This is a genomic window from Rubrimonas cliftonensis, assembly GCF_900107585.1.
In the GTDB taxonomy this organism is placed as follows: domain Bacteria; phylum Pseudomonadota; class Alphaproteobacteria; order Rhodobacterales; family Rhodobacteraceae; genus Rubrimonas; species Rubrimonas cliftonensis.
In genome coordinates, this window is the sequence record NZ_FNQM01000003.1 from 272,451 (window position 1) to 297,127 (window position 24,677).

Annotated in this window: 27 protein-coding genes; 11 read left to right on the forward strand and 16 right to left on the reverse strand. The window is 72.6% G+C overall.

All coding sequences use genetic code 11. The annotated features are described in order from the left end of the window. Nucleotides 1-18: 18 nt before the first annotated feature. The 5 genes from BLW43_RS06805 to yihA all read left to right on the forward strand — a co-directional run bounded on the left by BLW43_RS06805 (nt 19) and on the right by yihA (nt 4,774). Nucleotides 19-636, forward strand: coding sequence for a trimeric intracellular cation channel family protein (locus BLW43_RS06805; protein WP_175478787.1), 618 nt, complete (start codon nt 19-21; stop codon nt 634-636). Nucleotides 637-733: 97 nt separating this feature from the next. Beyond that, nucleotides 734-1,087, forward strand: a complete 354-nt coding sequence (locus BLW43_RS06810; protein ID WP_093250768.1) for a DMT family protein — start codon at nt 734-736, stop codon at nt 1,085-1,087. Between the two features lie 140 nt (nt 1,088-1,227). After that, nucleotides 1,228-3,018 carry a membrane protein insertase YidC gene (gene yidC, locus BLW43_RS06815; RefSeq protein WP_093250770.1) on the forward strand — a complete coding sequence of 597 codons (1,791 nt, stop codon included), beginning with the start codon at nt 1,228-1,230 and terminating at the stop codon, nt 3,016-3,018. A 188-nt stretch (nt 3,019-3,206) separates the two neighbouring features. After that, the gene (locus BLW43_RS06820) at nt 3,207-4,019 is read left to right on the forward strand and encodes an MOSC domain-containing protein (RefSeq protein WP_093250772.1); all 813 of its coding nucleotides are present in this window, start codon (nt 3,207-3,209) and stop codon (nt 4,017-4,019) included. Nucleotides 4,020-4,120: 101 nt separating this feature from the next. Further along, a complete protein-coding gene (gene yihA / locus BLW43_RS06825) occupies nt 4,121-4,774 on the forward strand; it encodes a ribosome biogenesis GTP-binding protein YihA/YsxC (RefSeq protein WP_093250775.1) in 654 nt (217 codons plus the stop codon). Between the two features lie 17 nt (nt 4,775-4,791). Here yihA and adhP read toward each other — a convergent pair whose 3' ends face one another. The 13 genes from adhP to BLW43_RS06890 form a co-directional block, all read right to left on the reverse strand. After that, nucleotides 4,792-5,826 carry an alcohol dehydrogenase AdhP gene (gene adhP / locus BLW43_RS06830; RefSeq protein ID WP_217632114.1) on the reverse strand — a complete coding sequence of 345 codons (1,035 nt, stop codon included), beginning with the start codon at nt 5,824-5,826 and terminating at the stop codon, nt 4,792-4,794. A 93-nt stretch (nt 5,827-5,919) separates the two neighbouring features. After that, nucleotides 5,920-6,237, reverse strand: a complete 318-nt coding sequence (locus BLW43_RS06835) for a phosphoribosyl-ATP diphosphatase (protein WP_093250777.1) — start codon at nt 6,235-6,237, stop codon at nt 5,920-5,922. Next, complete coding sequence (gene hisF, locus BLW43_RS06840; protein ID WP_093250781.1) at nt 6,234-6,995, reverse strand: imidazole glycerol phosphate synthase subunit HisF; 762 nt, start codon at nt 6,993-6,995, stop codon at nt 6,234-6,236. The genes BLW43_RS06835 and hisF overlap by 4 nt, the downstream gene beginning before the upstream one ends. After that, nucleotides 6,989-7,228, reverse strand: a complete 240-nt coding sequence (locus tag BLW43_RS06845) for an SPOR domain-containing protein (RefSeq protein ID WP_093250784.1) — start codon at nt 7,226-7,228, stop codon at nt 6,989-6,991. The genes hisF and BLW43_RS06845 overlap by 7 nt, the downstream gene beginning before the upstream one ends. Before the next feature lie 37 nt (nt 7,229-7,265). After that, the gene (locus BLW43_RS06850; protein ID WP_245730953.1) at nt 7,266-7,901 is read right to left on the reverse strand and encodes a LysE family translocator; all 636 of its coding nucleotides are present in this window, start codon (nt 7,899-7,901) and stop codon (nt 7,266-7,268) included. A gap of 5 nt (nt 7,902-7,906) precedes the next feature. Next, on the reverse strand, nt 7,907-8,629 hold the full coding sequence (gene hisA, locus BLW43_RS06855) for a 1-(5-phosphoribosyl)-5-[(5-phosphoribosylamino)methylideneamino]imidazole-4-carboxamide isomerase (RefSeq protein ID WP_093250787.1): 723 nt from the start codon (nt 8,627-8,629) through the stop codon (nt 7,907-7,909). Continuing rightward, complete coding sequence (gene hisH / locus BLW43_RS06860; RefSeq protein WP_093250791.1) at nt 8,626-9,270, reverse strand: imidazole glycerol phosphate synthase subunit HisH; 645 nt, start codon at nt 9,268-9,270, stop codon at nt 8,626-8,628. The genes hisA and hisH overlap by 4 nt, the downstream gene beginning before the upstream one ends. Then, nucleotides 9,267-9,677, reverse strand: a complete 411-nt coding sequence (locus BLW43_RS06865; protein ID WP_093250793.1) for a DUF2628 domain-containing protein — start codon at nt 9,675-9,677, stop codon at nt 9,267-9,269. Before BLW43_RS06865 ends, hisH begins: the two co-directional genes overlap by 4 nt. Then, nucleotides 9,674-10,267 (reverse strand): imidazoleglycerol-phosphate dehydratase HisB, encoded by a 594-nt coding sequence (gene hisB, locus BLW43_RS06870; protein WP_093250796.1) that lies wholly within the window; start codon nt 10,265-10,267, stop codon nt 9,674-9,676. Before hisB ends, BLW43_RS06865 begins: the two co-directional genes overlap by 4 nt. Nucleotides 10,268-10,339: 72 nt before the next feature. Further along, entirely contained in the window at nt 10,340-10,855 is a 516-nt protein-coding gene (locus BLW43_RS06875; RefSeq protein WP_139283997.1) for a hypothetical protein, read from the reverse strand. Continuing rightward, complete coding sequence (locus tag BLW43_RS06880; RefSeq protein WP_093250801.1) at nt 10,845-11,546, reverse strand: hypothetical protein; 702 nt, start codon at nt 11,544-11,546, stop codon at nt 10,845-10,847. The genes BLW43_RS06875 and BLW43_RS06880 overlap by 11 nt, the downstream gene beginning before the upstream one ends. After that, nucleotides 11,519-13,129, reverse strand: coding sequence for a caspase family protein (locus tag BLW43_RS06885; RefSeq protein WP_175478788.1), 1,611 nt, complete (start codon nt 13,127-13,129; stop codon nt 11,519-11,521). Before BLW43_RS06885 ends, BLW43_RS06880 begins: the two co-directional genes overlap by 28 nt. Nucleotides 13,130-13,142: 13 nt before the next feature. Beyond that, nucleotides 13,143-14,432 (reverse strand): hypothetical protein, encoded by a 1,290-nt coding sequence (locus BLW43_RS06890; protein ID WP_139283998.1) that lies wholly within the window; start codon nt 14,430-14,432, stop codon nt 13,143-13,145. 242 nt (nt 14,433-14,674) lie between these two features. Between BLW43_RS06890 and BLW43_RS06895 the strand changes: the two genes are divergently transcribed. Then, on the forward strand, nt 14,675-16,669 hold the full coding sequence (locus BLW43_RS06895) for a glycosyltransferase family 2 protein (protein WP_175478789.1): 1,995 nt from the start codon (nt 14,675-14,677) through the stop codon (nt 16,667-16,669). On the opposite strand, the gene BLW43_RS06900 is transcribed toward BLW43_RS06895, so the two are convergent. Together BLW43_RS06900 and tkt are read right to left on the reverse strand one after the other, a co-directional pair. Next, nucleotides 16,648-17,100, reverse strand: coding sequence for a hypothetical protein (locus tag BLW43_RS06900; protein WP_139283999.1), 453 nt, complete (start codon nt 17,098-17,100; stop codon nt 16,648-16,650). The genes BLW43_RS06895 and BLW43_RS06900 overlap by 22 nt on opposite strands. Nucleotides 17,101-17,289: 189 nt before the next feature. After that, nucleotides 17,290-19,260 (reverse strand): transketolase, encoded by a 1,971-nt coding sequence (tkt, locus tag BLW43_RS06905; RefSeq protein ID WP_093251598.1) that lies wholly within the window; start codon nt 19,258-19,260, stop codon nt 17,290-17,292. A gap of 319 nt (nt 19,261-19,579) precedes the next feature. On the opposite strand from tkt, the gene BLW43_RS06910 reads away from it, so the two are divergent. The 4 genes from BLW43_RS06910 (at nt 19,580) to BLW43_RS06925 (ending at nt 21,837) form a co-directional block, all read left to right on the forward strand. Next, nucleotides 19,580-19,864 (forward strand): hypothetical protein, encoded by a 285-nt coding sequence (locus BLW43_RS06910; protein ID WP_093250812.1) that lies wholly within the window; start codon nt 19,580-19,582, stop codon nt 19,862-19,864. Nucleotides 19,865-19,899: 35 nt separating this feature from the next. After that, entirely contained in the window at nt 19,900-20,184 is a 285-nt protein-coding gene (locus BLW43_RS06915; RefSeq protein ID WP_093250814.1) for a cell division protein ZapA, read from the forward strand. A gap of 262 nt (nt 20,185-20,446) precedes the next feature. Continuing rightward, nucleotides 20,447-21,022, forward strand: coding sequence for a 5-formyltetrahydrofolate cyclo-ligase (locus BLW43_RS06920; RefSeq protein ID WP_093250816.1), 576 nt, complete (start codon nt 20,447-20,449; stop codon nt 21,020-21,022). After that, nucleotides 21,013-21,837: a TIGR00282 family metallophosphoesterase gene (locus BLW43_RS06925; RefSeq protein WP_093250825.1), complete on the forward strand. Its 825-nt coding sequence runs from the start codon at nt 21,013-21,015 to the stop codon at nt 21,835-21,837. The genes BLW43_RS06920 and BLW43_RS06925 overlap by 10 nt, the downstream gene beginning before the upstream one ends. Nucleotides 21,838-21,894: 57 nt before the next feature. On the opposite strand, the gene BLW43_RS06930 is transcribed toward BLW43_RS06925, so the two are convergent. Continuing rightward, nucleotides 21,895-23,169, reverse strand: a complete 1,275-nt coding sequence (locus BLW43_RS06930) for an endonuclease/exonuclease/phosphatase family protein (protein WP_175478790.1) — start codon at nt 23,167-23,169, stop codon at nt 21,895-21,897. A gap of 212 nt (nt 23,170-23,381) precedes the next feature. Here BLW43_RS06930 and glgC point away from each other — a divergent pair, with 212 nt between their 5' ends. Beyond that, entirely contained in the window at nt 23,382-24,647 is a 1,266-nt protein-coding gene (gene glgC / locus BLW43_RS06935; protein ID WP_093250829.1) for a glucose-1-phosphate adenylyltransferase, read from the forward strand. Nucleotides 24,648-24,677 lie beyond the last annotated feature (30 nt).

Sequence of the window (24,677 nt, forward strand, 5' to 3'; positions counted from 1 at the left end):
GCTTGCGGAGACGCGCGCATGACGCCGCTCTGGCTCTCGGCACTCGACATGGCGGCGGTGTTCGTCTTCGCCGTCTCCGGCGCGCTGCTTGGCGGGCGCGCGCGGATGGACGCGTTCGGGATGCTGGTCGCCGCCTTCGTCACCGGGGTCGGCGGCGGCACGCTGCGCGACCTGCTGCTCGACCGCCCGGTGTTCTGGCTGGTGGACGCGCGCTATCTCGCGGCGGCGATGGCGGCGACGGCGCTGGTCTGGCTCTTCGGGGCGCGGCTGGAGCGGCTGAGCCGGCCGCTGAGCTGGGCCGACGCGCTGGGGCTCGCCATCGCCGCGCCGCTGGGCCTCGCCGCCGCGCGTTCGGTTGGGGCGGTCTGGCCGGTGCAGATCGCCATGGCGGTGGTGACGGGCACCTTCGGCGGGCTGACCCGCGACCTGCTGTGCGGCGCAAGGCCGATGATCCTGCACCGCGAGATCTACGCAACCGCCGTCGCGGCCGGCGCGGCCGTGGGCGTGCTGGCCGACGCCGCCGGCGCGCACCCCTACGTCTCGGGCGCCGCCTGCGGCGCGTCGGTCTTCGCCGTGCGCGCCGCGGCGATCCTGCGCGGCTGGGAGAGCCCGCAATGGCGCGGGCACGCGCCATGAGGCCGGGCCGGGCGCCGTCCGCCGCAGGCGTCCCGGCGCCGCGCCGACACCTTGTCGCAAGGCGTCCGCTCCCCGACGCCGCACCCGAGGTCTCGCCATGACCCTGCCTCCCGCACTCGTCCCCTACGTCGCCGTCGCGCTGCTGGTCGGCTCGAACGTATTCATGACGTTCGCATGGTACGGCCACCTGAAGTTCAAGGCGGCGCCGCTTTACGTCGTCGTCCTGGCGAGCTGGGGCATCGCCTTTTTCGAGTACTGCCTGCAGGTGCCCGCGAACCGAATGGGCCACGGGCATTTCTCCGCCGCGGAGCTGAAGACGATCCAGGAGGTCGTCACGCTGCTGGTCTTCGCCGGCTTCTCGGTCTGGTGGCTGGGCGAGCCGCTGCGCTGGAACCATGCGGTCGGCTTCGCGCTGATCGCCGGCGGCGCAGCCTTCGTGTTCTACAGATAGGGCGCGACGGGCCGCCGCCGCTATTGGCGGGCCGCGCGGTCTCGCTTTCCGCCGCCGCAGCGGCTACATCGCCCGCGGGCGGGCCTGCGCACCGCCCCCGATCCAACCAAGCCGGATCCTGCACGAACGGAGCGACCGCCATGGGCGAACAGAAGAACATGATCCTGGCGGCGGCGCTGAGCTTCCTCGTCATCGTCGTGTGGCAGGTGTTCCTCGCGCCGCCGCCGCCGGCGCTCAACCCCCAGCTCCCGCCCGCCGAGTCCGTGGCGGGCGCGCCGGACGCGCCCGGCCCGATCGCCGCGGCGCCGACGTCCGTCCCGCGGGCCGAGGCGCTCGCGCGCAGCGCGCGCGTGCCGATCGACACCCCGAAGCTGCGCGGCTCGCTCTCGCTGAAGGGCGGCCGCATCGATCACCTCGACCTCACCGCCCACCGGCAGACCAACGACCCCGGCTCGCCGGCCGTGGAGCTGCTGGAGCCGACCGGCGCCGCCAATCCCTACTACGCGCTCTGGGGCTGGACGCCGGCGCGCGGCTCCCAGACGGGCCCGCTGCCAGACGCCGAGACGGAGTGGGCGCTGGCCGCCGGCGACCGCCTCGCGCCCGGCGCCCAGGTGACGCTGGAGTGGGACAACGGCGCCGGCCTCGTCTTCCTGCGCGAGATCGCGGTGGACGAGAACTACATGTTCACCGTCACCCAGACGGTCGCGAACCGGACCGACGCGGCGCTGAGCCTCGCGCCCTACGCCATCATCGCGCGCCACGGCGAACCGCAGACGATCAATTTCTACATCCTGCACGAAGGCGCCATCGGCGAGATCGACGGGGTGCTGAAGGAGTACAACTACAGCGACATGCTCGAACTGCCCGCCGACCCCGCCGAGGGCGGACCGGTCGAGCGGCTGCCGGTCGCCAACAACGGCTGGCTCGGCTTCACCGACAAGTACTGGATGACGGCGCTCGCCGGCGGCGCCGACAGGCCGTTCACCGCCGTTTTCAAGGCCACCGGCGCCGGCCTGCCGGTGTTCCAGACCGACCTGCGCCAGCCGGCGCTCACCGTCGCGCCCGGCGAGAGCGCCTCGGCCTCCTCCATGCTCTTCGCCGGCGCCAAGGAGACGCGGCAGCTTCAGGAGTACGAGGATACGCGCGGCATCGGCGGCTTCGTGGACGCGGTCGACTGGGGCTGGTTCTTCTTTCTCACCAAGCCGATCCACTGGATGCTGCTGTTCATCCACGACATCGTCGGCAACATGGGCTGGGCGATCATCCTGCTCACCGTGGTGATCAAGACGCTGCTTTTCCCGCTCGCCTACAAGTCCTTCGTCTCCATGTCGCGCATGAAGAACCTTCAGCCGGAGATGGAAAAGATCAAGGAGCGCGTCGGCGACGACAAGATGAAGATGCAGCAGGAGATGATCGCGCTCTACAAGCGCGAGAAGGTCAACCCGGCCGCCGGATGCATCCCGATCCTGCTCCAGATCCCGATCTTCTTCTCGCTCTACAAGGTGATCTTTGTGTCCCTGGAACTGCGGCACGCGCCGTTCATCGGCTGGATACAGGATCTCTCGGCGCCCGACCCGACCTCCTGGATGAACCTTTTCGGCCTGCTGCCCTTCGAGACCTCGGCGATCCCCGCCTTCCTGACGCTGTTCTCGATCGGAGTCTATCCGATCATCATGGGGATCACGATGTGGATGCAGCAGAAGCTGAACCCCGCGCCCACGGACCCGATCCAGGCGCAGATCTTCGCTATCATGCCGTTCATGTTCATGTTCCTGCTGGGCACCTTCGCGTCCGGGCTGGTGATATACTGGATCGCCAACAACGTGCTGACCTTCGCGCAGCAGTACACGATCATGCGAAGCCAGGGCGTCGACGTGAACTTCTTCGGCAACGTCAAGCGCACCTTCAAGCGAAAGCGTCCGGTCGAATGACCGCCGGCAAGCGAAAGCGTCCGGTCGAATGACCGCCGGCAAGCGAAAGCGTCCGGTCGAATGACCGCCGGCAAGCGAAAGCGTCCGGTCGAATGACCGCCGGCAAGCGAAAGCGTCCGGTCGAATGACCGCCGGCAAGCGAAAGCGTCCGGTCGAATGACCGCCGGCAAGCGAAAGCGTCCGGTCGAATGACCGCCGGGGAGCAGGCGCCGGCGCCCGGCGGCGGGACCGGCGCGAGGCGCAGCGACGCCGCGGGCGGCGCGCTGGCCGCGATCCATCGTCACCCGGTCAAGAGCCTCGGCGTCGAGGCGCTGGAGCGCGTTACGCTCGCCCCGGGCGCATGGATGCCGTTGGACCGCGTCTGGGCCGTGACGCGGGCGGGCGCGGCCTTCGACGCCGCGAACCCGGACTGGGTGGAGCCCAACAACTTCGCGCGCGTCACCCATGCGCCGCGGCTGGCCCAAGCCCGCGCCGGGTGGGACGGCGCGACGCTCACCCTCGCCCACCCCGACGCGCCGGTGCTCTCGGTCGACCCCGAGACGGCCGAAGGCCGCGCCGCCATCGAAGCGTGGGTCGCGCCGCTCGTCGAGGACGCGCTGAGCGGGCCGTTCCGCCTCGTCCGCGCGCGCCAGCCTCTGACCGATGTCGATCGGCCGTGGCTATCGCTGCACTCGATGGCGTCGCTGAGGGCGCTTTCGGAGGCCGCCGGCAAACCGCTCGATCCGCTGCGCTTCCGCGGCAACCTGTGGGTGGAGCGGCTGGCGGCCTGGGAGGAGACGCAGTGGCCGGGCCGCGTGATCGCGGTCGGCCCCGTCAGGCTCAGGGTGGTCGAGCCGATCTGGCGCTGCGCCGCCACGCAGGCCAACCCCGACACCGGCGCGCGCGACGCCGACACCCTGCGCGCCATGCGCGAACTCGTCGGCGACACCTGCTTCGGCGTCTACGCAGAAGTGGTCGAGGGCGGGGAGATCGCGCTGGGCGACGTCGTCCTGCCGGTCTGAGCCGCCATGTCCGCACCCGAAACCCGCCAGTCCGACCTTTCAGGCGCCGCGGCGCCTACGATCCGCGGCGCGGGCGGCGCCGCTCCGGAGACCGTGCGCCCATGACCGACATGCCGACCGACGCGCCGATGTTCGACGAAGAGGCGGTCGAGGCCGCGCGAAAACTCTTCGCGGGGCCCTGCGACTTCGTGAAGGGCGTGGTGGCGCTCGGCGGGCTGCCGCCGGCGGACCGGCCGGAGGTCTGCTTCGCGGGGCGCTCCAACGTCGGCAAGTCCTCGCTGATCAACGCGCTGACCGGGCGCAAGGGGCTGGCGCGGGCGTCGAACACGCCGGGCCGCACGCAGGAGCTTAACTTCTTCGACCTCGGCGGCCGGCTCTGGATGGTCGACCTCCCAGGCTACGGCTTCGCGGAGGCGCCGAAGGCGAAGGTCGCGGCCTGGCAGGCGCTGCTGAAGGACTATCTCGCCGGCCGCCCCACGCTACGCCGCGCCTTCGTGCTGGTGGACGGGCGGCACGGACTGAAGCCGCCGGACCTCGAGATCATGGCGCTGCTAGACGGCGCCGCAGTGGCCTATCAGGTGGTGCTGACCAAGGCCGACAAGCCGCGCGGCGGCGCCATCGTCGCGACGGCGGAGGGCGTGCGGGCGGGGCTGGCGAAGCGGCCCGCCGCGCACCCCCACATCCACCTGACCTCCTCGGAGACGGGACATGGCCTGCCGGAGCTGCGCGCCGAGATCGCCGCGCTGGCGGGCTGAACGGGAGGCGCCCGCGGCTACATCCGCAGCACCACGCGGCCCTCGATCGCGCCCTGCCGCATCCTGTCGAAGATCGCGTTGATGTTGTCGAGCACGTCCCAGGAGTAGTGGCTGCTCACCCTGCCCTCGCCGGCGAAGGCGAGCGCCTCGGCGAGATCGTTGCGGGTGCCGACGATGGAGCCGCGCACGGTGATGCGCTTCAGCACGACCTCGAAGATCGGCAGCGGGAAGTCGCCCGGCGGCAGCCCCACCAGCGACAGCGTGCCGTGGCGGCGCAGCATCCCCACCGCCTGCGCGAAGGCCTGCGTGCTGACGGCCGTCACCAGCGCGCCATGCACTCCGCCAATGAGCTTCTGCGCCTCCGCCGCCACGTCGCACTCAAGCCCGTTCAGGGCGATCTCCGCGCCGAGCGAGCGGGCGAGCGCGAGCTTGTCCTCGGCGATGTCCACCGCGATCACGCGCAGGCCCATGGCGCGGGCGTACTGGACAGCCATGTGGCCGAGGCCGCCGATGCCGGAGATCGCGACCCACTGGCCGGGCCGCGCCTCGGTCTCCTTCAGGCCCTTGTAGACCGTGACGCCGGCGCAGAGCACCGGCGCGGCGGCGCCGAACTCCAGCCCGTCGGGCAGCCGGCCGACATAGTTGGCGTCCGCCAGGACATACTCCGCATAGCCGCCGTCGACGGTGTAGCCGGTCATCTGCTGGCTCTCGCAGAGCGTCTCCCAGCCGCCGGCGCAGTGCTCGCAGCGCCCGCAGGCGGTGTGCAGCCACGGCATCCCCACCCGGTCGCCCTCCTTGAGGTGCGTCACGCCGGCCCCGAGCGCGGCGACCTCGCCGACGCCCTCATGGCCGGGGATGAAGGGCGCGGTCGGCTTCACCGGCCAGTCGCCCATCGCGGCGTGCAGGTCGGTGTGGCAGACGCCGGAGGCGCGCACGCGGGCGACGATCTGACCGGGGCCGGGCCGCGGCACGGCGACCTCGCGGATCTCCAGCGGCGCGCCGAGGCGCGTCACGACGGCGGCCTTCATTGTGTTCGGCAGGGCTTCGGGCATGGGCTGGCTCCAGCGGTTCGGGTTGCGCCCGCCCGTGATCCCCCCTGCGCCGCGCGGCCGCCTTGAGGCGGATCAATCCGCGACGAGAGCGGATCAGCCGCCCTTGCGCGAGGCCTTCTCGACGACGCCGGAGACGCCCTCGCGCCGCTCCAGCTCGGCCAGGACGTCCGCGAGGCCCAGGCCCTGGGCGGCGAGCATCACCGCCATGTGATAGAGGACGTCGGCGCATTCGGCGACCAGCGCGGCGCGATCTCCCTGCGCAGCGGCGATGATCGCCTCCACCGCCTCCTCGCCGAATTTTTCAGCGCATCTGGCCGGCCCCTTCGCCAGCAGCCCGGCGGTGTGGGACGAGGCCGGGTCCGCCGCCTTGCGGGCCTCGATGGTCGCCGCGAGGCGGTCGAGCACGGTCATTGCAGCCTCACGGGGATGCCGGCGGCGGCCATGTGGGCCTTGGCCTCCGCGATGGAGTGCTCGCCGAAATGGAAGATGGAGGCGGCGAGCACGGCGTCGGCATGGCCCTCGCGCACGCCGTCGACGAGGTGATCGAGCGTCCCCACGCCCCCCGAGGCGATCACAGGCGCGTCCACCGCGTCGGCCACGGCGCGGGTGAGCCCGAGGTCGAAGCCGATGCGGGCGCCGTCGCGGTCCATCGAGGTCAGCAGGATCTCGCCGGCGCCGAGGCTGGTGACGCGTTTCGCGAACGCCACCGCGTCGATGCCGGTGGGCGTGCGCCCGCCATGGGTGAATATCTCCCAGCGGCCCGGGCCGACGGCCTTGGCGTCGATGGCGACCACGACGCACTGGCTGCCGAACTTCTCGGCCGCCGCGCGCACAAGCTCGGGGTTCTTCACCGCCGCGGTGTTGATCGAGGCCTTGTCGGCCCCGGCGAGCAGCAGCTGGCGGATGTCCTCCACCGCGCGCACCCCGCCGCCCACGGTCAGCGGCATGAAGCAGCGCTCGGCGGTGCGGGCGACCACGTCGAGCAGGGTGCCGCGGTTCTCATGGCTGGCGGCGATGTCGAGGAAGCACAGCTCGTCGGCGCCGGCGGCGTCATAGACGGCGGCCTGCTCGACCGGGTCGCCGGCGTCGCGCAGGTCGACGAAGTTGACGCCCTTCACGACGCGCCCCTCCTTGACGTCGAGGCAGGGGATGACGCGGGCCTTCAGCATGGCTCCTCCTCTCCGGCGCAGGCGGCGCACCAGCGCACGTCCTCCCAGCCGCGATTGCGCAGGCGGCGCAGGGTGTTATCCGCGTCCCGCCGGTTCTCGAACGGCCCGTGCCACACCACCGGCTCGCGCCCGACGAGCGCGCCCGAGAGCCCGCCCGGCCCCCAGCCGCAGCCATCGACATGACCGCGCCCCCGCGCGCGCGACGGCGTCTCGGCGACCCACCAGCGCGTCACCGGCCGCCGCGCGCGTGCGCCGCCAAGCCGCCCGCGCTCACGCCGCCCGCCGCGTCAGCGCCATCGCCGCGCCGGCCGCCATCAGCGCGCCGCCCCCGATCCGGTTGACCAGCCGCATCGCCCGCGGGCTGCGCGCCAGCCGGCCGGCCCGCGCGCCGGCCAGCGCGTAGCCGAGCGCGTTGACGAAGGCGAGCGTCACGAAGGTCGCCGTCAGCGTCGTCATCTGCGGCGCGAAGGCGCGCGCCGGATCGACGAACTGGGGCGCGAAGGCGACGAAGAACAGGATAGACTTCGGGTTTAGCACCGTCACCAGAAAGGCGTGGCCGAGCATCCTCTCGGGCGGCGCCGCGTCGGCGCGGGCCTCAACCGGCGTCGCGCCGCCAGCGCGCCAGAGCTTCAGCCCGAGCCACGCGAGCCATGCGGCGCCGATCCACTTCACCGCCATGAACAGCGTCGCAGAGGCCGCGAGCAGCGCGCCCACGCCGAGCATCGCAGCGGTCATCGCGACCAGATCGCCGAGCGCCACGCCGACGGCCATCGGCGCCGCGACCCGCCAGCCGCGCCCCATCGCATAGCTCACCACCAGCAGCACGGTCGGGCCGGGGATCAGCAGCAGCGCCGTGGACGCGGCGGCGAAGGCGGCCCATGTGGCGAAGTCCATTCCGAAGTCCATTCCGCTCACCCCCTCAGCAGCGCCACGGCCTCGGCGAGGTCGATGCGGCCGTCATAGAGGGCCCGGCCCGAGATGGCGCCGTCAAGCGGCGCGCCGCAGGCCTTGAGCGCGCGCAGGTCGTCGAGCGAGGAGACGCCGCCCGAGGCGATCACCGGGATCGAGACGCCGCGGGCGAGCGCGGCGGTGGCCTCGACGTTCGGCCCCTGCATGGCGCCGTCGCGGTCGATGTCGGTGTAGATCAGCGCCGCCACGCCGGCGTCCTCGAAGCGGCGGGCGAGGTCGAGCGCGGAGATGTCGGTGTTCTCCGCCCAGCCCTCGACCGCCACCATGCCGGCGCGGGCGTCCACACCCACCGCGACCCTGCCAGGAAAGGCGCGGGCGGCCGCCTTCACCAGCGCGGGGTCGCGCACCGCGACGGTGCCGAGGATGACGCGCGCCAGGCCCTTCCCCAGCCACGCCTCGATGGCGGCCATGTCGCGGATGCCGCCGCCGAGCTGACAGGGGACGGAGACGCGGGCGAGGATCGCCTCCACCGCCGCCGCATTGACCGCCCTGCCGGCGAAGGCGCCGTTGAGGTCCACCAGATGCACCCACTCGCAGCCGGCGCTGACGAAGGCCTCCGCCTGCGCGGCGGGGTCGTCGTTGAAGACGGTCGCCGCCTCCATCGCGCCGCGCAGCAGGCGGACGCACTGGCCGTCCTTCAGGTCGATGGCGGGGTAGAGGATCATGGCGTCCAGCTCAGGAAATTGGCGATGAGGCGCAGGCCGGTCCTCTGGCTCTTTTCCGGGTGGAACTGCACGCCGGCGATGTTGTCGCGGCCGACCGCGGCGGCGAAGCGCCCGCCATGGTCGGCGGTCGCGAGCACATGGGCGGGGTTCTCGGCCCGCAGATGATAGGAGTGGACGAAATAGGCGTGGTCGCCCTCTGCGATCCCGTCGAACAGCGGGTGGTCGGCGACGCTCAGCGCGTTCCAGCCGATCTGCGGCACCTTGAGGCGCGGGCCGTCGCCCTGCGTCGGTTCAAGCCGCGCGACCTCGCCAGGGATCCAGCCGAAGCCCGGCCAGTCGCCATGCTCGCGCCCCACAGTCGCCAGAAGCTGCATCCCTACGCAGATGCCGAGGAACGGCGCGCCTCTGGCGATCACCTTTTCCTCCAGCGCCGCGCGCAGGCTGGCGGCCTCGACGCCGCGCGCGCAGTCGGCGAAGGCGCCGACGCCGGGCAGCACGACGCGATCGGCGCGCATCATCGCCTCTGGGTCGGCGGTGAGCGAGACGGGGCCGCCGCGGCCGGTCTCCTCCGCCATGCGCTGAAACGCCTTGAGTGCGGAGCGCAGGTTGCCGGAGCCGTAATCGAGAATGACGGTGCTCATCCCGGCGCGCCCCAAGGTCCGGAGGGCGCCGCGGTCGGGACGGCGGCGCCGGCGCGGCGGCGCAGCCAGCGCAGGGCGGCGGCGTCGGCGCTGTCGGCGGTCACGCCGCCGAGGTCGCGCCAGCCGCGCAGCCGCAGCTCGAGCCGGGAGGCGGCGCCGGCCTCGAAGCCCATCGCCAGCCGCACCGCGAGATCGACGGCCGCCGCAGCCGCAGGGCCGCCCGTCATCGCGAGCGCGGCCGTCCCGGCGCCGGCGGCCAGCAGGGCGAGGGCCAACAGCCAGCGCCGGTTCCAGAGCGCCCAGAGCAGCGGCAGCGCGAAGGCCGTCCAGCGCCAGCGGTCCTCGATCAGCACGGCGCGCGCCGGGTCGGCCCTCTCCGGCAGATGCACGGTGAACAGACGGCTCATGCGCTCAGCGTGCCCTTGGTGGACGGCGGGCCGGCGGGGGCGCGCGGGTCGGGCTCGACCGCCTCGCGCAGGGCGCGCGCGACGGCCTTGAACGCGCTTTCCGCGATGTGGTGGCTGTTGGCGCCGGCGAGCCCCTCGACATGGAGCGTGACGCCGCCGTTCATCGCGAATCCTGTGAAGAACTCGCGCACCAGTTCGGTGTCGAAGGAGCCGATCTTCTGCGTCGGGAACGGCAGCGACCACACCAGGAAGGGCCGGCCGGAGAGGTCTAGCGCGGCGCGCGTCAGCGCCTCGTCCATCGGCAGCAGGCACGATCCGTAGCGGCGTATCCCCGCCTTGTCGCCCAGCGCCTCGCGGAGCGCCCGGCCAAGCAGGATGCCGCAGTCCTCCACCGTGTGGTGGTCGTCGATGTGCAGGTCGCCCTTCGCGCGGAGAGTGAGGTCGAACAGCGCGTGGCGCGCGATCTGTGCGAGCATGTGGTCGAAGAAGCCCACGCCGGTGGCGACGTCGCAGCGCCCCGAGCCGTCGAGAGCGAGCGAGAGCGAAATCTGCGTTTCGGACGTGTTCCGCGATAGCTCCGCCTTGCGCATGTCACCCTCCGTCTCGCGCCGCGCCCGCTTCTAGGGCGCCGCGCGCGGGAGGGAAAGGCGCGCGCGGCGGCGTCAGAGCGCGCCGATGGCGGCGAGACGGTCGGCGAGCTCGGCGGCGCCGGAGATGGCCTCGCTCAGCGCCGCGATGCGCGCGTCCGGGGTCAGCCCCGCATAGCGGTCGGCGCTGGTCTGGCGCAGGAAGTCGGCCGCCGCCTGCGCCTCCGCCGGCGGCAGCTCCGCGATGGTGGCCGGCGCCTCCAGCGCCCGCCGGATCGCGGCGCGGGAGCGCGCGAGGTCGAGCTCCAGCGCCTCGATGCGCGCCGCGTTGGCGGCGACCTGCGCCTCGGCCTCGGCGGCCTGCCGCGCCGCGGCGGCCTCGGTCTCGCCGAGATCGTCGACGGTCGCCTGTCGCTCGTCCACACGCGCCTGGTAGCCGCCGCCCGCGACGCCCGCGACGCCTGACAGCAGGCCGCCGGCGGCGGGGTCGGCTTTCGGCGCGCAGGCGGCCATGGCCGCCGCCGCCGTCGCTGCGAGGACAGCCGCGGCGAGGCGCGGCGCAGGCGGGCGGGTTCTGCGGTCAGATGTCATTGGCGAGCGTCCCGGCGATGTCGCGCATGGAGGCGATGCGGTCGGCCAGCAGCGTCAGGTAGCCGTCCACCTGCTCGCCGGCGGCGACCTCGGCGGGCGGCGCGTCGCCGGCGGTGACGACGATGCCGCGGGTCTCGGCGAACACCTGTTCGCGCGCCTCGGCCCCGGCGATGGCCTTGTTCATCTCGGCGAGGTTGCGCTCGGCCCGCTCGCGCTCTCGCGCAAGCTGCGCCTGGGTGGCGGTGTTCGCCGCGACGGCCCGTTCGAGGCCGGCGATCCGCGCCTGCTGCGTCTCGAGCACCGCGCGCATGGAGGCGAGCGCCGCCTCGACCTCGTCGATCGAGAGCTGCAGGTCCGCCGCGATCTGCTCGAGCTGGGCCTCGCGGTTCGCGAAGTCGCTCTGCAGCGCCTTGAGGTAGATGCCCGCGCCCGCCCCGGCGAACTGGCCGAAGCGCGCGCCCTGAAAGGCCGCGCCGACATTGCCGGTGGCCGCGCCGAGCGCCGCGCCGATCGCCGCGCCGGCGAGGCTGCCCTCCCCCACCGTCGCCTGCAGCGCCTCCGCCTGCTCGCGCAGGGCGCGCTCGGCGTCAGTCTCCGGCTCCCAGCTAAGCACCCCGGAGCCGGCGCAGGCGGCCAGCGCCAGCAGGACGAGGAAGCCGGCGATCAGCCGGGCAGGAAGTCGGCGAGCCATGCGATGGTGCCTCGTGTCTGCGGGTTGGACGATTTTCGCACATGCTCCGCAAAGAGGCGCATGTCCGCCTGGAGGGCGGCGTCGCCGATGGCGGGGGCCGCGGCCTCGGCGCCGCCTTCTGGCTGGCTGCGCGTGAGCCCGCCGAGGGCGCGGGCGGTCTCCTCCGGAAAGTTGCGCACGGCCCGGTTCAACTGGCGGGCGTAGTACTCGCGGCTCTGGTCGAGCCGCGCGAGGATGCGGTCGCGGGCCTCGTCGATCTGGGCGACCTGGGCTGCGGCCTGCGCCAGCAGCGGGGCGGCGTCGGGGCGGTCGGCGGCGAGCGCGCGCAGTTCGGCCTGCGCCGTCGTCGCGACCTCCCAGACCTTCTCCACGCTCGCCAGCGCCGCCATGTCGACGCGGATGCGCCGCGCGACGGAAGCCCCGACCAGGGCGGTGGCGCGCGCCGCTTCGGCGTAGACCTGAGCGGGCCGCACGGCGCCGCCGCGCAGACCGGCCGAGCGCAGATAGGAGGCCGCGGCCCCGGTCAGCGCCGCGACGTCCGCGACTTCGGCCTGCGCCTCCGGCAGATGGCCGAGCGCGGCCAGCGCTGCGCCGAGCCGCGCCGGCTCCGCCGCGGCGGTGAGCGACGCGGCGTCCACCGGTGCGTCGTCGGACTGGCCGCCGGCGAAGCGCTCCAGCCTGCGCCGCGCGAGTTCCTTGAACACGCCGTCCGGAAACTCGGCGAGATAGGCCTTGAGGTCGGCGGGATCATCAGGGTCGAGGGACGACCAGAGGGCGATCTCGTCAACGATCGGCGGGCTCTCGCCGTCGCGCGGCCGCAGTTCGAGCCCTTCGAGCAGAGACTCCTCGACCCAGGGCACCTGCGCCCCGCCCGAGGCGAGCACCACGTCCTGCCGCACCCTTCCGAACACCAGCCGGATGTCGAGGCCCGGCGTCGCGAGATGCTGGAGCAGCGCGGTGGTGAAGGTCGAGTTGTTTCCCTCCCCGTCCTCCGCGACGTTGCCGGGATCGGTCGCATAGGCGATGAGATAGCCCGGCAGGGCCCGCGGCGTCGGCGCGAGGCCCACCGCGGCGCGCAGCTCAGCCTCCGCGCTCCCGTCGCCCAGCACAGGGGTGTTGCGGCAGGCGTCGAGGATCAGGATCGAGCTCTCAGGCCGCGCGCGCGCAAAGACCTCGCGCAGCCGCGTGAGGGTGACGGCGTTGCGCTCGATCGCCGGCAGCGTCGCGGCGTCGAGACTGGCGCTGAGGAAGTAGTTCTCGCCGCCGATCTGAAGGCCGTGGCCGGCGAAGAACAGCGCGCCGACCTCGGCGCCCTCGAGCTTCGCCGCGAAGCCGTCCAGCGCCGCGTCCAGCGCCGCGATGCCCGCGTCTGCGACGACCGTGACATCGAAGCCCAGCCGCTCGAATACCGGTCGCAGCGCATTGGCGTCGTTCACCGGGTTGCGCAGGTCGAGGTCGTCGGCGGCGTAGTCGCCGACGCCGATCAGCAGCGCGACACGGTCCTGCGCCGCGGCCCGCCCCGCGAGGGGCGGGACGCAGGCCGCGACGAGGCCGAGCGCAAGCGCGACGACACGGCTCCGCACGCGCGCGGGCCGTCTAGAACTGCGCCCCGAAGCTGAGTCGGAACCCGTCATAGTCCGCATCCGTGAAGATGTAGGAGACGCCGAGCCGGAACGAGTCCCAGACCAGCCCGTTCTGCGACGCCTCCGTGCCGATGGTGAACGAGATCTCGTTGGCGTTCTCGACAAAGAGCGAGTCGCCGAAATAGAGCGTGTTGACGAACGACGCCTCCCAGGTGAGCGGCTCGCCGTAGAGCTCGGACCCGATCCCGCCGGAAACGCCGAGACCGTTGCGCGTGACGACGTTCTGGAGGTCGTAGTCGATGTCGGAGTCCTGGAACTCGACCGGGATGGTCTGCAGGTACGCGACGCTGTTGCCGAGCCTGAAGCCCAGGCCGAAGGCGTCGAGCTGGAAGCTGGACGTGATCGAGCCGCTGTACAGCAGCGACGCCGCGCCGAGCTCCTCGGAGCCGGTGCCGCCGAACCGCAGCGCCGGCGTCACGAACCAGTTGTCGAGCACGGGCACGCGCAGACCGACGCCGACCGACGCGGCGTAGGTGTCGGTCCCCTCGGTCTCGACATAGGTGAGCGGCGCGCTGATGTTCACCGCCCAGCGCGGATCGGCCAGCGGAATGACGTAGCCGATCGGCAGATCGACCACGTTGCTCTGGAAGCCGCCGGCGCTGAAGGAGCCGAAGCGCGCGCCCAGGCCGATCAGGTTCGGCGCCGATCCGGCTTCATCGGCGGCTTCGCCCGTCTCGCCGCTGCCCGTGCGAGACACGTTGGCGAAGGACGTCCCGTTGCCGATGCCGGACGCGATGGCGAAGTCGGACTCGACCATCTTGCTCTGGAGACTGTTGGGGTTGCCCGCCACGGGATCGACCGGCGACTGCTCGGCCAGCGCCTGCAGGATCTGGGTCAGAAGCCCTTCCTCGTTGTCGCGCAGGAAATCCTCCAGAGCACGCTCGCTTTCGCCGCGGGTCGCCTCGGAGAAGGTCTCCGACACGCCGATCGACGGGATTTCGAAGGTGAGCGTGGGGCCCTCGTCGCGGTACGCCACGATCGCGTCGAGCCCGCGGATGTTGCTGATGCTCTCCATCAGCGACTCCTGTGTGTAGTCCGGGTTGATCGCCGCGAAGTCGCCGTTCTCGATGATCGTCACGATGTCGTCGATGTTGCCGAAAGCGGTGCTGCCTGTCGACTCGCCCTCCCCCTGCGGCACGGTGACGGTGATCGTGAAGAGATCGGCCGCGGCGACCGGCGTCGCCATGGCGACGACTGTAGCGGCCAGGGCGGCGAGGCAAGGCGAAAATCTGCTCTGATCCATGGTGGAGACCCTCGTTCTGTAGCGGACTTCGCCGCGTTGTGACGCAGGGTAAGTCAGCCGCGGCCCGCCAAGCCCGCCGCCGGAGCGCCTCATCACCTTTTTCGTAGATTTGATGCGAAAATGCTACATTTCCGCAATTGCTTGGCTGCCGGAGCGCAGACTCTTCCATGTTTGTTGCGCGGCGCGGCGACGCGGGGGATTTTCTTGCGGTGGTTGGGCGGTCGCTGAGGGTTGTGAGACGCATGGACAAGAGCGAGCCCGACGCGGATGCCGCCGGCGACCGGCAAAACGCAGAGCAGGTCTTGAACGCGGTGGCGAGCGCCGCCGTGGCGGCGCGGCAACGCCTCGGGTCGCTGATGGTGGAGATGGGCCTTCTCGACGCCGCCCAGCTCGACAGCGCGCTTTCGGCCCAGCGCGAGAGCGCCGCGCGACTTGGGCTGATCGTGGCGCACACCGGGCTCGCGAGCGCCGGCGCCGTCGCAGGGGCGGCGGCGCGTCAGGCCGGGCTGCAACGCGCCGACCTGCGCGCGAGCCCGCTCGACGCCTCGCTCCTGCAGGGCGAGAACGCCCTCGCCGTCTGTCTCGCCCACAGGATCGCGCCGTGGAGGCGGAGCGGGAACGCCGTCGTCTATGTCGCCGCCGACGAGGCCGAGGCGCGGCGCGGGCTCGCGACGCTCGGCGTCGCGCCCGACGCCGCGATCCTGGCGCTGGCGCCGGCGCAGGAGATCGCCGAGGCGATGCTCGCCGCCCACGGTCCCGCGATCGCGCAGGCCGCCGCGACGCGGGCGCCAGCGGCGACGAGCGTCAGGACGGGTCTCTTCGCGCGCTGGCGCTGGCCGCTGCTCGGCGCGCTCGCGCTGGCCGCCTCGCTCGCGCCGGCGGCCCTGCTGATATCGGCCATCACCGGGCTCTTTGCGATCAACGCGCTCAACGCGGCGGTGCGGATCGCCGTCCTGCGCGCCGCGCTCATCGCGCCGCGCGACCCCGAGCCGGCGACGCCGGCGGACGCCGTGTCGCTGCCGGCGCGGCTGCCGCCGCCCCGTGTCACCCTGCTGATACCGCTGCTTGACGAGCCGGAGACGGCGCCCGTTCTGTTCGACGCGCTCGAGCGCCTCGACTGGCCGCGCGAGCTGCTCGACGTCAAGCTGATCCTTGAGGAAGGCGACCTCCGGACCCGCGCCGCGCTGGAGGCGACGCCGCCGCCACCCTTCTGCACGGTCATCACCGCGCCCGCGGGCGCGCCGCGCACCAAGCCGCGCGCGCTGAACGTCGCGCTGGACTTCGCCGAGGGCGAGATCATCGGGGTCTATGACGCGGAGGATCTTCCCGAGCCGGACCAGATCCGCCGCGTCGCCCGCATCCTGCGCAACGCGCCGCCCGAGGTCGCCTGCGTGCAGTGCCGCCTCGCCTACTACAACGCGCGCGAGAACTGGCTGACGCGGTGCTTCGCGATCGAGTACGCGATGTGGTTCGACGTGCTGCTGCGCGGCTTCCGGGCGTTGAGCCTGCCGATCCCGCTCGGGGGCACGTCGGTGTTCTTCCGCCGCGCCGCGCTGGAGCAGGTCGGCGGGTGGGACGCGCACAACGTCACCGAGGACGCCGAACTCGGCATGCGGCTGGCGCGGGCGGGCTTCCGCTGCGAGATCAGCGCCTCATGCACCTTCGAGGAGGCGTCGAGCCAGACGGGCCAGTGGCTGAGGCAGCGCTCGCGCTGGCTGAAGGGCTTCATGGCGACGTGGCTGGCGCACATGCGCCGGCCGGCGGCGCTGTGGCGCGACCTCGGGGCGCGCGGCTTCATCGGCTTTCAGGCGCTGTTTCTGGGGGCTGCGGCGGCCTATCTCGGCCTGCCGGCGTTCTGGGCGTTCTGGATCATGGGGATGTTCGGCGCCGCGCCGGCCTGGTTCGCCGAGGCGCCGGGCTGGCTGGTCTGGGGCCTGGCGACGACGCAGATCGCCGGCTGGTGCGCGATGATCGCCGCCGCGCTCATCGCCACCCACCGGCGCGGCGAACGCTGGCTGTGGAAGTGGATACCCTCGCTGACGCTCTACTGGCCGCTGGGCGCGGCGGCGGCGTGGCTGGCGGTCGTCGAGCTCTTCGTCTCGCCGACGCTGTGGCGCAAGACGCCGCACGGCCTCGGGCGCGGCGCGGAGGCGCTGAGGGCGCGGGCGGCGTCGCGGCGCGCCGAGCAGGGCCCGGCCGCGGCGCGCGCGGCCGGTCAGCGCATCTCGGGCTCGTAGGACGAGTAGAGGCCGCCGGACGGCATCCGCGGCAGGGGCGCGCCGTCCGCGCCGCCGGCGCCATGGATGCGACGGGCGAGTTCTCCACAGGCGCCCAGCGCCTCCGGCGACGTCTCCGACGCCGCATCGACAGCAAGCGCGGCGCGCGCGGCCTCGCGCGTCGGGCGGTCCATGGCGGCGTCGAGCGCAGCCTCGATCAGCGCCATGTCGGCGGACATGCGCCAGACGCGCTGGTGGCCGCGGGTCCAGACCGTGACGGCGAGCCGCGCCGAGGCCCGCGCGATCTCGGCCTCGAGAACCTCGCCGCATCTCAGCAGCAGCGAGAGATCCTCCCGCGTCTGGGGGCGCCAGGCGGGCGATCCCGCGGCGGAAGCGGCGGTGGCGAGCAGTGCGGCGAGCGCACCGGCGGACATGACTTTCCTGAACCCCATCGCTGAACCTCCGCGACAGCGCGCGGACGCCCGGGAAAGCCGGGCGAGAAACCGCGCCGATGTCGACAGAATAGCGACAGATTAATGACGCTTCGGTTAACCAGAGAAGCCCTTACGCGCCTAAAGGTCGCACCCGCCCCGAGCCTGCCGCAGGCGGGCGGGTTCGGGGCGGAGCGAGCGCGCGCCGGTTCAGAGCAGCGACTTCGCCTTGCTGGCGACCGCCTCCGCAGTGATCCCGAAATGGGCGTAGAGTTCCTTGTAGGGCGCCGAGGCCCCGAAGCCCTCCATGCCGACGAAACCGGTCTTGCGCGCGTCGCCGCCCTCGCCGCAGAGCCAGCGGTCCCAGCCCTGGCGCATGGCGGCCTCGACGCCGACGCGCACCGGGCCGCGCGGCAGAACGCGCTTGCGATAGGCCTCGGGCTGGGCCTCGAACAGCTCCCAGCAGGGCATCGAGACGACGCGGGCGCCGATCCCCTCCGCCTCCAGCAGGGCCTTGGCGCCCATGGCGATCTCGACTTCCGAGCCGGTGGCCATCAGCACGACGCGGCGCTTCGCGACCGACTCGGCGATGACGTAGGCGCCCTGTGCGACGAGGTTCTTCGACGTGTGCGTTGTGCGCAGCAGCGGCAGGTTCTGCCGCGTCAGCGCCAGCGCCGACGGCGTGCGCGTCGAGGACAGCGCCAGCTCCCACGCCTCGGCGGTCTCGACGCTGTCGGCGGGGCGGAACACCATGAGGTTGGGCGTCGCGCGCAGCATGGCGACCTGCTCGACCGGCTGGTGTGTCGGGCCGTCCTCGCCTAGGCCGATGCTGTCATGGGTCAGGACATGGACGACGCGCAGCCCCATCAGCGCCGAGAGGCGAATGGCCGGGCGGGAATAGTCCGCGAAGACGAGGAAGGTGCCGCCATAGGGCGCCACGCCGCCATGGGCCGCCATGCCGTTCATCGCCGCGGCCATGCCGTGCTCGCGGATGCCGTAGTGGATGTAGCGCCCGGCGTGGTGCTCCGCGGTGAACACGCTCATGTCGCCGCTTCGGGTGTTGTTCGAGCCGGTCAGGTCGGCGGAGCCGCCCAGCGTCTCGGGCATCACCGGGTTGATCGCGTTGAGCGCGGTCTGCGAGGCGGCGCGGGTCGCGACCGCCTTGCCCTCGGCGGAGAGCGTCTTCTTGAGCGCGCGCACGACGGAGGCGAGACGTGCGGGCGGTTCGCCGGCCATGCAGCGCTCGAACTCGGCGCGCTTGCGCTCCGACAGCGCCGCGATGCGGGTGAGCCACTCCGCGCGCAGGCTGGCGCCGCGGCCTCCAGCCGCCGCCCACAGCTTCGCGACGTCGGCGGGGATCTCGAAGGGGCCGTGCTCCCAGCCATAGGCGGCGCGGGCCCCGGCGATCTCGGCCTTGTCGGTGATGGCGCCATGGGCGGGCGCGGTGCCCTCCTTGGTCGGGGCGCCGAGACCGATGCGGGTGCGACAGGCGATCATCGTCGGCCGGTCGGCCTTCTTCGCCTCGGTCATCGCGGCGTCGACGGCGTCAGGGTCGTGGCCGTCCACGTCGAGCACGTTCCAGCCGGCGGACGCGAAGCGGGCGCGCTGGTCGGTGCTGTCGGCGATGGAGAGCGGGCCGTCGATGGACACCCCGTTGTCGTCGAACAGCACGATCAGGCGGTCGAGACGCAGGTGGCCGGCCAGCGTGATCGCCTCCTGGCTGACGCCCTCCATCAGGCAGCCGTCGCCGGCGATCACCCAGGTGCGGTGGTCGACCGCCCTGCCGAAGCGCGCCGCGAGCGAGCGCTCGGCGATCGCCATGCCGACGGCGTTGGCGAGCCCCTGCCCCAGCGGGCCGGTGGTCGTCTCCACGCCCGGGCAGTGGCCGTATTCGGGGTGGCCGGCGGTCCTGGCGCCGAGCTGGCGAAAGTTCCTCAGCTCCTCGATAGGCACGTCCTTGACGCCGGTCAGGTGCAGCAGGCCGTAGAGCAGCATGGAGCCGTGGCCGGCGGAGAGCACGAAGCGGTCGCGGTCGGGCCAGGCGGGGTCGGCGGCGTCGTAGCGCAGATGCTTCGAGAACAGCACCGTCGCGACGTCGGCCATGCCCATCGGCATCCCGGAATGGCCGGAGTTGGCGGCGGCGACCGCGTCGAGCGTCAGCACGCGCAGCGCGGTGGCCATGCGGAAGTGCTCGGGATGGCGGGCGCGTAGCGCGGCGATGTCGACGGCGGGGGTCGCGGCGTTGGTCACGGGAGAAGGCCTCGCTGTGGCGGCGGCGCTGGCGCTGCGCCGGGGTGGAGCGTCGTGTCGATGCTTCGTCTGGCGCGGCCGGAGCCGCGGCTGGCCCGCTCTTGCTGCGCGAGGGCGCTTCGGTCAAGGCTCGGCGGCGTCGCGGCCGCGGTTGTGGGCCGGTGGCGGGGTTGAAATACTGCCCGCGCGACGGCGGCTCAGGGCGATTCGCGCCGGGCGCGCCGAGCACTTGGACGGCGGAGTTGAGCGCATGGGCGAAGCGGCGACGCGGGCGGCGCGGCTGGAGGAGCTGATCGACCGGCTCGAAACCGCGCTCGCCGCGCGGGCGAAGGCGCTGCAGGCGGCGCGCGCGGCGCAGGCGCAGGCGGAGGCCGAGCGCGACGAGGCCGCGGCGGACCGGGACGAGGCGCTGCGCGAGCGCGCCGCGCTGTCGGCGGAGCTCAAGCGCGAGACCGCCCGGCGGGCGGCCGCCACCGCCGAACTCGACGCGGCCATCGCCGAACTGCGCGCGCTGGCCGAGGAGGAAGGCGCATGAGGGTCGCGGCGACGAAGCTGGGGGAGGGCTGAGCGATGGCGACGCTGGACGTGTCGGTAGGCGGGCGCAGCTACCAGCTCGCCTGCGAGGACGGTCAGGAGAAGCGGCTGGCGGAGCTGGCGCGCGTGGTCGACGCCGAGCTGCGGGCGCTGGCCGCCCAGATCGGCGCTGTCGGCGAGGCGCGGCTGCTGCTGATGGCCGCGCTGGTGCTGGCCGACAGGCTTTCGGATGCGGAGACGGCGGCGGCCCCTGAGGACTTCTCCGGGATCGACGCGGCGACCGCCCGGCTGGAGCGGCTGGTCGCGGACGCCGGGGCGTGATCCCGCGCCGCGCCGGGCCGCCAGAGGGCCCGCGCAGCGCCCTGTTGCGCGGCGCGCGCGAGCCATTAGATTACGCGGAGGCGGGTTCTGTCCTTCTCGTGCGCGGTTTGAATCCCGGTGGCCTTAAACATACTCGCGGGAGCTGGCTCTGCGACTGGCCCTGGCCTATCGCACCTGGCGCCCACCTGGATCTCCAGGCTCGCGAGGATCAACGCCGCCACGGTCGCGACGGGCCCGCCGCCCCTGACCGCCGGCGCACGCCATGAGCGCAGTCAAGGCTGACAAGCGCGTTGCACGCGACGCCGCCGCCGCGAGACGCGACGCCGCCCACGCCGCCGCGCCCGGAGCGGCCGAGGCTGCGGCGGAGCGGCTCGACGCGGCCCTCGCGGACCTGCCCCCCGGCGCGACGGTCTCCGGATATCTGGCGTTCCGCAGCGAACTCGACCCCGCGCCCGCGCTGACGCGCCTCGCCGCGCGCGGCGCCGCGCTCTGCATGCCCGTGGTCGAGGCGAAGGGCCGGCCGCTGGTCTTTCGGCGCTGGCGGCCCGGCGCGCTCACGACCATGGGCGTGTTCGGCGTGGAGATCCCCGCCGACGAGACGACCCTGACGCCGGACGTGGTGATCGCGCCGATGCTCGCCTTCGACCGGGCGGGCTTCCGGCTCGGCTACGGCGGCGGCTTCTACGACCGCACGCTGGCCGCCTTGCGCGCCGCGGGGGCGGTGCGCGCCATCGGCTTCGCCTACGCCGGGCAGGAGGTCGCGGCGGTCCCGCGCGAGCCGACCGACGCGCGCCTCGACATGATCGTGACCGAGAGCGAACTCATCAGATGCGGCTGATCTATCTCGGCGACGTCGTCGGCCGCGCCGGGCGCGACGCGGTGGCGGAGCGGCTGCCGGGCCTGCGCGCCGGGCTGGGCGCCGATTTCGTGGTGGTGAACGCCGAGAACGCCGCCGGCGGCTTCGGCTGCACCGGCAAGATCGCCGCGGAGATCCTCGCCGCCGGCGCGGACGTCGTGACGCTGGGCGACCACGCCTTCGACCAGCGCGACATGCTCCAGGCCATCGAGAAGGAGCCGCGGGTGCTGCGTCCGCTCAACATCGGCCGCACGGCGCCGGGCGCGGGCTTTCGCGTGTTCGACGCGCCGCGGGGCCGCCGGGTGGCGGTGGCCGTCGCGCTGGGGCGCGTGTTCATGAAGCAGCCCTACGACGACCCGTTCTCGGCGCTGGACGCCGCGCTGAAGGCGTCGCCCCTCGGCGCCGGCGGCGTCTCGGCGGTGATCGTCGAGATCCACGCCGAGGCGACCTCGGAGAAGATGGCGATGGGCCACTGGCTCGACGGCCGGGCGACGCTCGTCGTCGGCGCGCACACCCATGTGCCGACGGCCGACGCGCAGGTGCTGGCGAAGGGCACGGGCTTCCAGGCCGACGCCGGCATGTGCGGCGACTACGACAGCGTGATCGGGATGGCGAAGCTGGAGCCCCTGCGCCGCTTCGTCACCGGGATGCCGGGCGAGCGCTTCGAGCCCGCCGCGGGGCCGGCGACGCTCTGCGGCGTGGTGGTGGACGCCGACCCCGCCACCGGCGCGGCGCGGCGCATCAGCCCGCTGCGCGTCGGCGGGCGGCTGGCCGAGGCCTTGCCGCCCGCCCCCTGACACGGTTTTGCTCCAGGCGCCGCCCGCGACGGGCCGGCGCAGGCGAGCGCGCCGGGTTCAAGCGCGGCGACGGCCCGCCAGGCCCAGCGCGCCGAGCCCGCCGAGCAGCAGCCATGCGGCGGCCGGCAGCGGGATCGGCGCCGGCGACACGGCGACGTCGACCCAGACCAGACGGTGATCGGAGCTCGGGAACGGGAAGTCGCCGGCGAGTGCGAACAACGGATCGTTCGGCTTGGGCCAGAATACGCCCGCCGCGATGAGGTCGAGCGTCGCGGAGGGCAGAACGTAGTCGGCGCGCAGGTTGCCCGGCGCGCTGTCGGCGAAGTCGGCGGTGTCGAAGAACGGGTCGCCGACATGGCTGAGATTGGCGCCGCCCTGCCGCGAAGCGGCGTCGACGCCGCCCTCCGAGCCCGGCGTCAGCGAGGTGTTCACCAGCGGGTCGTCGAGCAGCTGCTGCGCCGCGCCGGGCAGGCTGTCGCCGTCGACCGGATCGGAGTTGAGATCGCCCACGATGACGAACTTCGCGTCGGCGCCGAGGCCGCCGAGACCGCCCAAATCGTCGTAGAAGTAGTCCTCGCCGTTGACGTAATCCGCCCAGAAGCGGATCTCGTCGGCGTTGCGCAGGCCGTTGCGGTCCTCGGGGCCGTCGAACACTGGCGGCGTCGGGTGGCTGGCGAGCAGGTGGACCGTCTCGCCGCCGACGATGACGGGCAGATCCCAGTGGCTCTTGGACGACAGCGGCAGCACGGCGAGGTCCTCGTCGGAATACCACGCCGCGCCGTCGGCGGGGTCGACCGGCAGGCGGGCGCCCGGCATGTCCTTCCACAGGAAGTTCTGGAAGGTGCGCGCGTTCGCGGCGTCGATCTCGTATTTCGAGAATACGGCCATGCCGAACTGGCCCTCGAAGAAGCCGAAGCCCTTGGCGTCGTTGGGTCCGCCGACCGAACCGTTGTTGTCGAGGTCGAATCCCGAGGCCACGCCGGTGTTGGAGGGCGCCGTGAAGCTGTAGGCGTAGTCGACCGGCGCTGCCGGGCCCGCGCCGGAGACGTTCTGGCCGATGTTGAGGTAGTTGCTGTTGAAGAGCGCGGGCAGATCGCCGGCGGCCTCGTAGTCGAACTCGTTGATCAGCAGCACGTCGGGGTCCACCCGCTGGATGATCTCGGCGATCGTCCTGAGCTGCTGGTTGGTCCCGCTTTCGAGGTCGGCGCGAAGCTCGCCGGCGGCGTTGCGGTTCATCGAGGCGTTGAACGTCGCGATGCGGATGGTGTCGGCGGCGGCTGCGCCGGCCAGAGCGGCGGCGGCGGCGGCGAGAAGCATGATGCGTGGCGTCATCGGGTGGTTTCCTGCCGCTGTCGCGGCTCTGCTGGTGGTTGAAGCGCTTGCGTCGAACTCGCGCCAAAAAGTGTTAACGCCGGCACGCGACAGTTCCAAGACACATCCATCCTCGCGCCTTGATCGTTGCGCCGCGATACCCGTTCGGTCATCGTGGCCGCAGCGGCCAGGGGCGAACCGAAGCCCGGAGAAGCGCCGCATCAGGGGGATGGATGGCGCTGGATCGGGTCGAGACGGGGGCGCTGGCGCGCCAGTCGATGGCTTTCATTCTGGCCGGCGGGCGCGGGTCGCGGCTGCGGGAGCTGACCGACACCCGCGCCAAGCCGGCGGTCTATTTCGGCGGCAAGAGCCGGATCATCGACTTCGCGCTGTCGAACGCGCTGAACTCCGGCATCCGGCGCATCGGCGTCGCGACCCAGTACAAGGCGCACTCGCTCATCCGCCACCTCCAGCGGGGCTGGAGCTTCCTGAACGCGGGCCGCGGCGAGGGTCTCGACATCCTGCCCGCCTCCCAGCGCGTCGACGAGCGGAGCTGGTATCTCGGCACCGCCGACGCCGTGACGCAGAACATCGACATCATCGAGGGCTACGCGCCGCGCTACATCGTGATCCTCGCGGGCGACCACATCTACAAGCAGGACTATTCGCTGATGATCGCCGCCCATGTCGAGTCGGGCGCCGACGTGACGGTGGGCTGCATCGAGGCGCCGAGAATGGAGGCTACGGGCTTCGGCGTCATGGCGACCGACGCCGCCGGGCGCATCACGGCCTTCGTCGAGAAGCCCGCCGACCCGCCCGCGACGCCCGACAACCCCGACCTCGCTCTCGCCTCCATGGGCATCTACGTCTTCGAGACGAACTTCCTTATCGAGCAGCTCCAGCGCGACGCAGCCGACCCCGACACCGAGCATGATTTCGGGAAGAACGTCATTCCGTACATCGTGGAGAACGGCCGCGCGATGGCGCACCGCTTCAGCGACAGCTGCGTGATGACCGGGACGGAGCGCGAGCCCTACTGGCGCGACGTCGGGACGGTCGACGCCTTCCACGCCGCCAACCTCGACCTGACGGATTTCGAGCCCGCGCTCGACATCTACTCCGAGGACTGGCCGATCTGGACGCACACGGAACTCTCGCCGCCCGCGAAATTCATCCATGACGAGGACGGGCGGAGGGGCATGGCGGTGTCGTCGCTGGTCTCCGGAGGCTGCGTCGTCTCGGGCGCGTCGGTCTCGCGCAGCCTGCTGTTCACCGGGGTGCGGGTGAACTCGTTCTCGCGACTGGAGGGGGTGGTGGCGCTGCCGCGCTGCGTCATCGGGCGCGGGGCGCAGCTGCGCGACGTGGTGCTCGACCGCGGCGTTATCATCCCGCCCGGACTGGTGGTGGGCGAAGACCCGACCGCCGATGCAAAGCGCTTTCGCGTCAGCGAGAAGGGCGTTACCCTCATAACGCAGGCGATGCTCGACCGCCTGAGCTGAGCCACGCCGACCCGAGCACGCCGACCCGAG